Below are 10,925 nucleotides of genomic sequence, written 5' to 3'. Positions count from 1 at the left end.
TGCGGAGCCTTGTTCAATGCTTATTCCGTTTCCATGCAAACCGCGCGCCGGGACGAACAGCCGCCGTTAAAAAAACCACGCGCCGTTCCGACGCGTGGTTTCGCATTGCTGCCCCCAGGATGTGGGAGCGGAACCGAACAACTCTACTCGGCCGCGGCGCGAGCTTCTTCCAGCCAGCTGTCGACCGTGTCCTGGTTCTCGGAGATCCAGTCGGAAGCCTGTTTCTTGATGTCTTCGGGGCTGTCCGCGCCGTCATTCATCGCCGAGTTCTGCGCAAAAATGTCGTCCAGCGGGATCGATGCCGTCTTGAGAAGCGTGGCAACGGCCGGGTTTTCCTCGAGGAACTCGGAGTTGGCGACGGGCACGATGTCGTTGGCCTCGAAGCCCATGACACAAGGGTCGGCCACGCAGGCGTCGATGCCGGCGGCGGCGTTCTCGTCGGTCGCGTCCTCAGGAACCTGGATCCAGACCACGTCCTCGCCGAGCTTCAGCTCGTTCACGGTCCAGTTGGGCGTCCAGGTGTAAAAGAGGATCGGCTCGCCGCTTTCGTAAGCGGCCACCGCATCCGCCATGGAAGCCGAGTAGCTGGCCTTGATCTCGTTGATGTGATCCTTAAGCTCGTACTCGGTCAGGTGATCCTCGATCGCCACCTCACAACCCCAGCCGGGCGGGCAGGCAACGAGATCGGCCTTGCCGTCGCCGTCACGGTCGAAGGCTTCCTTGACGTCGTCGCGCTTGAAGTCGTCGAGCGTCTTGATGTCGAACTTCTCGGCGGAAGCCTTGTCGACGAGGTAGCCCTGGAGCGCGCCGCCCGCGGCAACCGCACCGACGATCTCGGCGGTTTCCTCGAAGGTCGGGCGATAGGTGTCGTGGATCGGGAACCAGCCGTTTACCCAAAGATCGACATCGCCATATCCGACAGCCTGGTAGAATGGCGGGTTGTCGAGCGTTGTCGGGCCCTCGACCGTGTAGCCGAGCTCTTCAAACATCTGCTTGTAGATTTCGGAGTGGAACCAGCCCGTATCCCAGGTGGCCTGGGCCATCTTGATCGTCTTGCCGGCACCGGGGCCGTCCTGCGCCATCGCCGGCATGGCAGCCGAGCCGAGCAGCGCGAGTGCTGCGATTGCGGGAATGCTCTTCTTAAGACCAATCATAATGTGCAATCTCCATGAATTCGTGTTTGAGAATGGTGGCGGCATCCTGCCGCCCCGCGAAAGCGGAACGCGTTTTCGCGTTCCGCGGAACGGACGGGGGCCTAGGCGGCCTTGCCCGCTTTTTCTTCGTCACCCGACTTGCCGAGCGCCATCATCGAGCGCAGGGTCTGCCAGAGCGAAGGTGAGCGCACAGCGTTCTTCTCGCCGAGCGACTGCGTGATGCGATCGAGAATGATCGCCAAAAGCACGATGCCGATGCCGCCAGCCGTGGCCGCGCCCACATTGAGACGCCCAAGGCCCGTGTAAACCGTAAGACCAAGGCCGCCGGCGCCGATAAGCGCGGCGATAACGACCATGGACAGCGCCAGCATCAGGGTCTGGTTCAGGCCGGCCATGATGGTGCGCAGTGCGAGCGGAAACTGCACTTCCCACAACATCTGCCAGCGCGTGGATCCAAAAGCCTCCGCCGCCTCGATCAGGTCGGCGCGCACATTGCGGATGCCCAGATTGGTCAAGCGGATGATCGGTGGTAGGGCGAAGATGATCGTGGCGATGATGCCTGGCACCATGCCGACGCCGAACAACATGACGATCGGAACCAGATAAACGAAGGACGGGATCGTCTGCATGATATCCAGAATCGGCCGCACCACGAAAAGCACGCGATCGCTGCGCGCGCTCCAGATGCCGAGCGGGATACCGATAATGGCGCAGAAGAGCACCGAGGTGATGATCATCGACAATGTGGTCATGGTTTCCGACCAAAGGCCGATCATGTCGATGAAGACCAACGCCACAAGCGTGAAGATCGCCACGCCGCGCCCGGCCGTGCGCCAGGCAATCAAGGTGAGACCGGCGGTGAATACCAGCATGGGCAGCCAGTGGAAGAAGGCGTCCAGCCAGCCCAGCACGGCCGTCACCGGCGTTTGCATCGCCCTGAAGAAAGGACGGAAATTCGGCACCAGAAAATCGCGAACGAAACTGTTCACCCAGTCGTCGAGCGGGATTTGAACGAGATCGGCTGGACTGATCATTGGCGTTCTCCTTCCTTGGCGGAGAGTTCGGCGTCGTTCGTCGCAGCCGTTGCGGCGTCGTTGTCTTCACCGGAAAGCTGTGAGAACACGGCCTCGGTCTCGATGACGCCGGAAAGACGCCCACGCTTGTCCGCGACGGCGATCGGATAGCCGGCACTTGCGGCGCCGTAGAGTTCGTTAAGCGGCGTTTCGCGCGCAACCGTGGGCACGTCGGTGACCAGCACTTCCGACAGGTCGGTCCGGCCTTCCTCGCGCGCGGCCACCGCCAGCTCCTGATAGGTCACGAGACCGGCAATCCGGTCGCGGTCGACCACGTAGAGCGCATTGCGGTTGTGCTCTTCCATCAACTCCAGGGCCTTTTCCGCGGCCCCCTTTTCCCCAAGCTCCACTGTAATGGGCCGCTCGGCAACGTGCGCGGCGTCGAAGACACGCCCCCGGTCGATGTCGCCGACGAAGGCAGCGACATAGTCGTCGGCCGGATTGTCGACGATCTCCTGCGCCGTGCCCACCTGAACGAAGCGACCGTCCTTCATGATGGCGATTTTGTCGCCCAGAAGCAGCGCCTCGTTGAGGTCGTGGGTGATGAAGATGATGGTTTTCTTCAGCTTCTTCTGAAGATGGAGAAGCTCCTCCTGCATCTCGCGACGGATGAGCGGGTCGAGCGCACCGAACGGCTCGTCCATCAGCAAGACCTGCGGATCGGTGGCAAGCCCACGGGCGAGGCCGACGCGTTGTTGCATGCCGCCCGAGAGTTCCCCCGGATAGCTATCCGCATAGGCGGCAAGCCCCACTTGTTCGAGCGCGGCCAGTGCCTTTTTGCGCCGCGATGCGGCCCCCTCACCCTTGATCTTCAAGCCATAGGCGGCGTTGTCGGCAACCGTTTTGTGCGGAAACAGCGCAAAGTGCTGAAACACCATGGTGATCTTCTCGCGTCGCACCTTGCGCAGACGCTCGGCCGAGCAGCTCGCCACATCGTCCTCGTCGAGAAGGATCTTGCCATAGGTGGGCGGTATCAACCCGTTCAACGTGCGAACAAGGGTGGATTTGCCGGAACCGGAAAGCCCCATGACGACAAAAATCTCGCCTTCGCGAACGTCGAAACTGACATCCTGAACGCCGACAGTTTGCCCCGTTTCCTCGAAAATCTCGATTTTGGACTTGTCTTGCTTCAGACCTTCCAGCGCCTGCTCTGGATGATCACCAAATATCTTGTAAACATTCTCGACCCGTAGCTTGGGTTTCATGATTCCTCTTGGTTGATTATTTTATGGAAAATGAAATACAGGCCGTTCACCTGCAAAATATTTCACAGACGCTTGCATTCAGCATTCGCTCTGCGAGACTTCATGTGGCCCCGCATGTCATGTGAAACTACCATACATGGCCACTGACATAACGCGCGTTATTTCGAATCGCAACAGTTAGTGAGAATTAATTCAAAATTCAGTTTCTCTGAATCTCGATTCCGGTGGTGCGCAACGATGCCCCCGGAAGAGGCGTTTCTTTCGTTGAAATGACCTGCTAGTGGTAGATATGCGGGGATGTCGGCGACGCCTGATATTGCATTTTGAAGGGACCAAGAATGAACGACCGCTACGATGCCTATGCTGCTGCCACCATCGTGACATTCGGCGCAATCGTGATCGGCGGCCTGATGGCTGCCGCTCTGGCGTTTGGCGAGCGGGATGCGTTCTTTTTCGCGCTTGGCGCGGCCACGTCTGCATGGGGTGCCGGGTATGCCATGTTTCTCGACAAGGCGCGGTTGTTCGTCGGCCTGACCGCGCTGGCAGTGGCGATGTCGATTGCGGCGGCGGTCCTTCTGGGTTTCTAAGCCAGTTTACCGAAAAAAGGGCAGGTTTCCCTGCCCTTTTCGAACTGCACAGCCTATGTCGCGACAGTTAAACGCGCGCCGTCTCCTCCTTGAATTCGCCCGTCCATGCCGTCCGGTCGATATCGAGATCGGGGAACTTTGTCGGATCGAGCACCGGCCGCTGCACACCTGCCTTCAACTGCTCCCGAAAATCTTTCAATATCCGCAGACAGGTGGGTAGAAGCATCATGATGGCGATGAGATTGACCAGCGCCAGAACCCCCATCATCGGATCGGAGAAGAAGAACACCGCGGTGGCGCCAGGCGCCACGGCGCCAAGAAAGACGATGCCCATCACCACCACGCGCAGCGCCTGAACGGCAAATGGATGCTCACTGATCACCGTCAGTGCGTTTTCACCCAGATAATAATTATAAATGATCGAACTGAAGGCGAAGAGAAGCAGAATGAAAGTCAGAAAATACTGCGTCCATTCGCCGAGATGGGAGACCAATGATTGCTGTGTCAGGACCACGCCGTCGACGGCTTCCGCGCCTGGGGTGTAGACATCGCCCAATAAAATTACAAAGGCGGTGCAACTGCAGATGACGATGGTGTCTATGAAGACCGAGAACGATTGCGTGATCCCCTGGCTTATGGGGTGGCGCACATCAGCCGTGGCCGCCACGTTCGGAGCCGACCCTAGCCCCGCTTCATTGGAGAACAGCCCACGGCGCAAGCCCTGGGCCAGCGCCGCGCCCATGCCGCCTCCCACGGCCTGTTCCAGCCCAAATGCATTCCTGACGATGGAGTAAAGAACACCCGGCAGTTCGGCGATGTTGATGAGTATGATCAAAATGGCCATCAACAGATATGCGATGGCCATGATGGGGACGACGACATCCGCCGCCTTGGCAATGCGCCGGATACCGCCAAAGACGATGAAGCCGGCGATAACCGTGAGCAAGAGGCCTGACCACATACGGTCAATGCCGAGGCTTTCCTGTGCCGCGCCGGCAACCGTGTTGCCCTGGAAGGCATTGAAGCCTATCGCAAAGGCGGCGATGAGGCAGATGGCGTAGAGCACTGCGAGCCACTTATACTCCGTGCCGAGGCCGTGAATGATCGACCGCGCAGGCCCGCCACGGAAGGTTCCGTCCGGTTCGCGCCGTTTGTAGAGCTGCGCCAGGGAACATTCGACCAGGCTGGTGGCCATACCCACCAGTGCGATCGCCCACATCCAGAAGACCGCGCCCGGACCGCCCAGCGTGATGGCCACCGCAACGCCTGCGATGTTGCCTCCCCCGACACGCCCACCAACAGAAACGAGGAGCGCGGCGCGGGCGGAAATCGCATTGGGATCACCGCTTTGATTCTTTGAGGAAAGCACACGGAACATGCGCTTGAAGAACTGGAACTGCACAAAGCCGGTCAGCGCAGTAATGAAAATACCGAGTACGACGAGAATGGGGATGAGCGACCACCCCCAGGTTAAGTCCCCGATAGCGCCGAATAAGTTTTGAATGAAAGTCATTTCGCACCCTCACTTTTCTCAGGGCGTGTACCGCTTCCGCCGCGGACCATGCCTGCATCTGCCACCCGCCACGACACAGTAGCCCACAATCAAAAGAGGTACATCAGTGAAATCACAAGTCACGGCGTGTACCAGACCCTTGCCGGCACGCGCGCGATGAGACTTTTTAACAGGCCTGAAGGGCTTGCTGGCCGCGGTTCGCGGCAGGCATCTTAACGTTTTCGTAACGATTGCATGCGGCGGGGTAAGGTACGCCAATTAGCCCACTCGTGCGAACGGTCAGCTTGTGGTATTTGACCGGGACAATCAGCGTGTAAATCGATTTTAACGAATGACGATCCCTGGGGGGAAAGCATGTCGCTTGCAATAGAGGCGCCGAACGACTTCGTCGTCGAAGCGCAAACCTGTCGCGATGCCATCGAACCGGCCTTAACACGAATCGTGACCACGGCCCGGGAGCGTGGATGGAGCCATCAGCAAGTTCACCTCGCGCTCATGGAAATCGCGATTGCATCCATAAAATCGGAAAAACTCGACATCGCCACGCTCGCCAGAATGCGGAGCGCCGCCTGGCGCGCTAGCGCGACACTTTCGGATTGAATGGCATCCTTCAATAGCGATGTTCAAGGCGCTGAAATCAAAGCTCTGAGCGCTGTGCCGTTGGGCTGCAGGCGCAATCGGTGTATCTCTTTGCAGCAGACGATCATCTGAGTATGAACCTTTTGCCTAAAAACGACGCGAGAGCGTCGATTGGCGGATGGTGCGCAATGCGCCAGATCAGCCATCATCAAGGCAGTAGAGGAAACAAATAAGAATCGGAGCGGATGTCCATACAACTTGAAAAACCGTCCCTGCAGGACCGGAAGCGGGAGGTCCTTCAGCCTCCGCGCTTCGACGCGGGACGAAACGCACGCGCAAAGATCGGCTTCGTGTTGCTTCCAAACGATCAACTCGTCGAGGAGGATATGGTGCGGATGGCCCCGCCCGGGGTCGGAGTCTACTTTTCCAGAGCGCGCATGCCGCATGAAATTTCCACTGGCTCGCTCGCTCAACTTACCCAGAGCATCGCCGAAACCGCCGGGCGCATTCTTCCCGATGACACTCTCGACGTCGTTTGCCTTGCCTGCACCTCGGGGACCGTCGCTGTCGGCGAGGCCCGCGTTCGCGAGGAACTCAACAGGGGCGCGCCCAACGCCAACGCCACATCGCTGATGGGCTGCGTGACAAAGGCGCTGGAGGCCTTGAAGGTGCGCCGTCTCGCCGTGGGAACGCCCTACGCGCAGGAACTGACGGACAATGTTGTCGGCTATCTCCACCAAACCGGCTTCGATATCACTTCCTATGCCGGGCTCGGACTGGATTACGACCGCGAGATGGTTCGGGTGACGCCGGATTATCTGCTCGAATTCGCCGCCGGTCTCGACACGCCGGAGGCAGATGCGCTTCTTATAAGCTGCAGCGCGCTCCGCTCCATCGAGATCGTCGAGGAACTCGAACAGAGAATCGGCAAGCCGGTCGTCGTCAGCAACCAGGCGATGATGTGGAATTGTCTCCGGCTGGCCGGCATCGAGGATTCCATTTCCGGTTATGGCGCGCTCCTTCGCCGTCTCTGACACAGCGCATGAGGCCGATCCACCACACCGTTCATCGGCTCCTTACCCGCATGATCGAATGCGCGGTTCCTTGAACTTCGGCTTGAAAGATCGGCCGGAGGTGGTTGATCATTTCACCGCCTCTCAAGCGAAGGAGTGATTCTCATGGAAGGAATTGGTTGGATCGCCGCCATCATTATCGGCGGCATTGCCGGTTGGTTGGCAAAACAGTTCATGAACACCAACACCGGCCTTCTCATGAACATCGTACTGGGCATTGTCGGTGCCGCGCTCGCCAATGCGCTTCTCGGAGTCGTGGGCATCTCGTTTGCCGGATGGATCGGCAATTTGATTGCCGGCTTTATCGGCGCCTGCATTCTTATTGCCATCGTTCGTGCGGTGGCCAAATAGAGGCCGCTGGCGTTATTTTTAAGCTGGACGGCGCAAACCGTGCCGTCCGGCATTTTAAACGCCCGGAAGAATTCGTGATGCAGCGTTTCCAAGGCCGGTGACTTATTGTCCGAATGGATGAAGAGCGGCTCGAAACGATGATCATGCTGAATGAAGTCCTGAATGCATTTGCGCTTGCAATTTCATTCGTGGTGCTTTCAACCGCGACGGTGGAATTGTTGTCGCGCACGGTTAGCCGCACATATCTTCACAAACGCCCAACGCAGCGTGCGCAGCCGCTACGCGGCTCCGGACACCAGGCGATCTGAGCGTATCGAAACGCAATTTGCTTTCACAAACAAAAAATCTTCCCCGACGGTATGTCGAAGAAGATTCCTTGTTCACTCAATCGATGAACGAGAGTGAAGCGCCCCACCCCATTGCCCCCAACGGCCGGGACAGCTCTCGTTAGCACGCACACAATTCGCGCGAATTAACATAGGTTAAGTCAGCGGATAATTACTGGGGAATTACTGGGAGTCGTAGTTAATCCGAACAGGAGACTGCAACGCGGGTCATCGGGACATCTTCTGTCAGCTTCGAACCAGTCATAGCCGGGATGCGCAATTGCGCCGCAGTCCCGCTCGTGCGCATTTTTACCGTGCCGATAGCGAGCTTGGATTCTAAACTGCCACGCCGCCCGCACAAAGAGAGAGAGAGAGAGAGAGAGAAGGCGCGTTCGACCAAAATTCCAGAAGGCATCGACGGCGATCAGCGGCCCAGAAAGCGCGTGCTGACAGGCTTCGACATTTCGCAGCATCTTTCAAGGAAGAGCTTGGTGCGGTCGAGAAGACTCGAACTTCCACGGGTTGCCCCACAGCGACCTCAACGCTGCGCGTCTACCAATTCCGCCACGACCGCCGGAAAAGCGCGCTCCATGTAACAAATCGCCGACGGCCAGACAAGCAGCCGCGAGCGCACCCGACAAAGCCCGCCAGCAGCGCGATTCTGGCCCGCGCCGGGAGGGCTACCCAGGGCGACGCCGGCAACCTACATTCCCCGGAAATCGCAGGGAAAACCATGGGCTTCACGGGAGATTCGCAGATCGAGACGGCCGGCACGGCACGCACCATGCTGCCGGCCGCGGGCAGCATGCCGGTCGAATGGACGATCGCCGAGGGTCTCACCGACTACCCGACCGCGGTCGCCGAGATGGAAGCGCGCGTCGCCGCCATCCGCGATGGTGAAGCGCCGGAGCGTGTATGGCTGGTCGAGCATCCGCCGCTCTACACAGCCGGCACCAGCGCGCAGGACGCGGACCTGTTGACGCCTGACCGTTTCCCGGTCTTCCGCACCGGCCGCGGCGGCCAATACACCTATCATGGCCCCGGCCAGCGCGTGGCCTACCTGATGCTCGATCTCAACCGCCGCCAGCCGGACCTCCGCCTCTTTGTCCACACGCTCGAGGAATGGATCATCCATACGCTGGCGCGTTTCAACGTCACCGCGGGGCGCAGCCCCGGCAATGTCGGCATCTGGGTCAAGCGTCCCGACAAGGGCATCGGCCGCGAGGACAAGATCGCCGCCATCGGCATCCGCGTGCGCCGCTGGGTGACGTTCCACGGCATCTCGCTGAACGTCGACCCGGTGCTCGACCATTTCACGGGCATTGTGCCCTGTGGCATCAGCAGCCAGGGCGTCACCAGCCTCACGGACCTCGGCATCACCGCGTCCATGGAGGAGGTCGACATGGCGCTCCGCGCCGCGTTCGAGGAACTCTTCGGACCGACCGGCCCTATTCGGTCGGCAACTCCGTAAAGCGCGTCAGCGCCGGCCCGACATACTCCGTCACAGACACCTCGGAGACATCCGCCGGACCCGGGCCGTCATGGCAGAGCGCGACGAGGTCCTGCACCTCGTCCTGTTCGCCAATGAACACCGCCTCGACCGTGCTGTTGCGGCGGTTGCGCACCCAGCCGACCACCTGCCGGCGCGCCACCTCGCGCGCGATGAAGGCGCGGAAGCCGACGCCCTGCACACGCCCCGAGATGACGACCCTGACGGCCCGTTCCGGCATCAGCGACACAGTTGCCGGCAGCCGGCAGGCGCCACGTTGATCTCCGTAAGTTCCACCGCGGTCCCTCCTCACGCGGCAGAAAACTAGATTGATTCCAGAGTAGAGCCAATATGGCCTACTCGAACTCCATGATGACCGTGTCGACCGCGAGCGTGTCGCCAGCGGCAACGGCGATGCGTTTGACCGTCGCGTCGCGCTCGGCGCGGAGCACGTTCTCCATCTTCATGGCCTCGACCACCGCCAGTTCCTCGCCGGCCTTCACCGCCTGGCCTTCCTCGACCTTCAGCGACATGAGCAGGCCCGGCATGGGCGACAGCAGGAAGCGCGATAGATCGGGCGGCTCCTTCACCGGCATGCGCTGGGCCAGCTTGGCGGCCAGCGGGGTCAGCACCAGGGCCTCGATGTCCGCCCCGGCGTAGCTGAGGCGGATCGCCGGGCCGCGGCGGTCGGCCTGGACCGTCACCGGGCGGCTGTCGATGAAGCAGGGAATGACGAAGTCGCCGAGCTGCCCGCTAGTCTCGACCAGCAACTCGGCCTTGCCGCCGCCGACCCGGAAGGCTCCGTTCTCCGGCGTCACTGTCCGCGGATAGGCGTCCTGGCCCAGCATGACCACCCAGTCGGCGGGCTTGGCCGGATCGAAGACTACGCCGCCGTCCATCTGGCCGGAGATCGAGGCCGAGCGGCCGGCGCGCTGCTGCTCCAGGATGGCCGCCACGGCGATGAGGATCTCCAGGGTCTCCTCGGTCACCTCGGAGCCCTGGAAGCCGTCGGGGAACTCCTCGGCGATGAAGTTGGTCGAGAGGTTCCCTTCGCGAAAGCGCGGGTTGGTCATCACCGAGGCGAGGAAGGGAATGTTGTGGTTGATGCCGCGGATGCAGTAGGCGTCGAGCGCCGCCTGCATGGCGTCGATGGCCTGCGCGCGGTCCGTCGCGTGGGTCACCAGCTTGGCGATCATCGGGTCGTAGAACATGGAGATCTCCGAGCCCTCCTCGACGCCGCTGTCGATGCGCACGGAGGCGCCCTCCGCCTCCGGATCGCCCGGCGTGCGGTAGCGCACCAGCCGCCCGATCGACGGCATGAAGTCGCGCAGAGGGTCCTCGGCGTAGACCCGGGTCTCCACCGCCCAGCCGTTCAACGTCACGTCCTTCTGGCCGAAGTCCAGCTTCTCCCCGGCCGCGATGCGGATCATCCACTCGATGAGGTCCAGGCCGGTGATCATCTCCGTCACCGGATGCTCAACCTGAATGCGCGTATTCATCTCAAGGAAGTAGAAGTTCTTGTCCTTGTCGACGATGAACTCCACCGTGCCGGCGGAGACGTAGTCCACCGCCTCG

12 protein-coding genes and 1 tRNA gene are annotated in these 10,925 nt (G+C 60.6%); 6 read left to right on the top strand and 7 right to left on the bottom strand.

From position 1 onward, the window contains the following. Nucleotides 1-143: 143 nt before the first annotated feature. The 3 genes from proX to QZ638_RS18995 form a co-directional block, all read right to left on the bottom strand. Nucleotides 144-1,154, bottom strand: a complete 1,011-nt coding sequence (gene proX / locus QZ638_RS19005) for a glycine betaine/L-proline ABC transporter substrate-binding protein ProX (RefSeq protein WP_295813472.1) — start codon at nucleotides 1,152-1,154, stop codon at nucleotides 144-146. 101 nt (nucleotides 1,155-1,255) lie between these two features. After that, nucleotides 1,256-2,188, bottom strand: coding sequence for a proline/glycine betaine ABC transporter permease (locus QZ638_RS19000; RefSeq protein WP_295813471.1), 933 nt, complete (start codon nucleotides 2,186-2,188; stop codon nucleotides 1,256-1,258). Then, on the bottom strand, nucleotides 2,185-3,432 hold the full coding sequence (locus QZ638_RS18995; protein ID WP_295813470.1) for a glycine betaine/L-proline ABC transporter ATP-binding protein: 1,248 nt from the start codon (nucleotides 3,430-3,432) through the stop codon (nucleotides 2,185-2,187). The genes QZ638_RS19000 and QZ638_RS18995 overlap by 4 nt, the downstream gene beginning before the upstream one ends. A gap of 338 nt (nucleotides 3,433-3,770) precedes the next feature. On the opposite strand from QZ638_RS18995, the gene QZ638_RS18990 reads away from it, so the two are divergent. Then, nucleotides 3,771-4,019: a hypothetical protein gene (locus tag QZ638_RS18990; RefSeq protein ID WP_295813469.1), complete on the top strand. Its 249-nt coding sequence runs from the start codon at nucleotides 3,771-3,773 to the stop codon at nucleotides 4,017-4,019. 67 nt (nucleotides 4,020-4,086) lie between these two features. Here the strand turns inward: QZ638_RS18990 and QZ638_RS18985 are convergent, their stop codons facing one another. Further along, a complete protein-coding gene (locus tag QZ638_RS18985; RefSeq protein ID WP_295813468.1) occupies nucleotides 4,087-5,532 on the bottom strand; it encodes a sodium:alanine symporter family protein in 1,446 nt (481 codons plus the stop codon). Nucleotides 5,533-5,886: 354 nt separating this feature from the next. Here QZ638_RS18985 and QZ638_RS18980 point away from each other — a divergent pair, with 354 nt between their 5' ends. The 4 genes from QZ638_RS18980 (at nucleotide 5,887) to QZ638_RS18965 (ending at nucleotide 7,843) form a co-directional block, all read left to right on the top strand. Further along, the gene (locus QZ638_RS18980; RefSeq protein ID WP_295813467.1) at nucleotides 5,887-6,132 is read left to right on the top strand and encodes a hypothetical protein; all 246 of its coding nucleotides are present in this window, start codon (nucleotides 5,887-5,889) and stop codon (nucleotides 6,130-6,132) included. Between the two features lie 224 nt (nucleotides 6,133-6,356). Next, on the top strand, nucleotides 6,357-7,145 hold the full coding sequence (locus QZ638_RS18975; RefSeq protein ID WP_295813466.1) for an arylmalonate decarboxylase: 789 nt from the start codon (nucleotides 6,357-6,359) through the stop codon (nucleotides 7,143-7,145). Nucleotides 7,146-7,289: 144 nt separating this feature from the next. Beyond that, the gene (locus QZ638_RS18970) at nucleotides 7,290-7,535 is read left to right on the top strand and encodes a GlsB/YeaQ/YmgE family stress response membrane protein (RefSeq protein WP_295813465.1); all 246 of its coding nucleotides are present in this window, start codon (nucleotides 7,290-7,292) and stop codon (nucleotides 7,533-7,535) included. Nucleotides 7,536-7,678: 143 nt separating this feature from the next. After that, on the top strand, nucleotides 7,679-7,843 hold the full coding sequence (locus tag QZ638_RS18965; protein ID WP_295813464.1) for a hypothetical protein: 165 nt from the start codon (nucleotides 7,679-7,681) through the stop codon (nucleotides 7,841-7,843). Between the two features lie 507 nt (nucleotides 7,844-8,350). Here the strand turns inward: QZ638_RS18965 and QZ638_RS18960 are convergent. Beyond that, nucleotides 8,351-8,435 (bottom strand) — tRNA-Leu (locus tag QZ638_RS18960). A 159-nt stretch (nucleotides 8,436-8,594) separates the two neighbouring features. Between QZ638_RS18960 and lipB the strand changes: the two genes are divergently transcribed. Further along, nucleotides 8,595-9,332: a lipoyl(octanoyl) transferase LipB gene (gene lipB / locus QZ638_RS18955; protein ID WP_295813463.1), complete on the top strand. Its 738-nt coding sequence runs from the start codon at nucleotides 8,595-8,597 to the stop codon at nucleotides 9,330-9,332. Here the strand turns inward: lipB and QZ638_RS18950 are convergent. Together QZ638_RS18950 and QZ638_RS18945 are read right to left on the bottom strand one after the other, a co-directional pair. Continuing rightward, nucleotides 9,310-9,663 (bottom strand): acylphosphatase, encoded by a 354-nt coding sequence (locus QZ638_RS18950; RefSeq protein WP_295813462.1) that lies wholly within the window; start codon nucleotides 9,661-9,663, stop codon nucleotides 9,310-9,312. The genes lipB and QZ638_RS18950 overlap by 23 nt on opposite strands. 43 nt (nucleotides 9,664-9,706) lie before the next feature. Beyond that, nucleotides 9,707-10,925: biotin/lipoyl-containing protein (locus QZ638_RS18945; RefSeq protein WP_295813461.1), on the bottom strand; the 1,219-nt coding region annotated here is incomplete at its 5' end.

The organism is uncultured Nitratireductor sp. (assembly GCF_913053745.1).
Classification (GTDB): Bacteria; Pseudomonadota; Alphaproteobacteria; order Rhizobiales; family Rhizobiaceae; genus Nitratireductor.
This window is presented reverse-complemented; position numbering and strand designations above follow the sequence as displayed.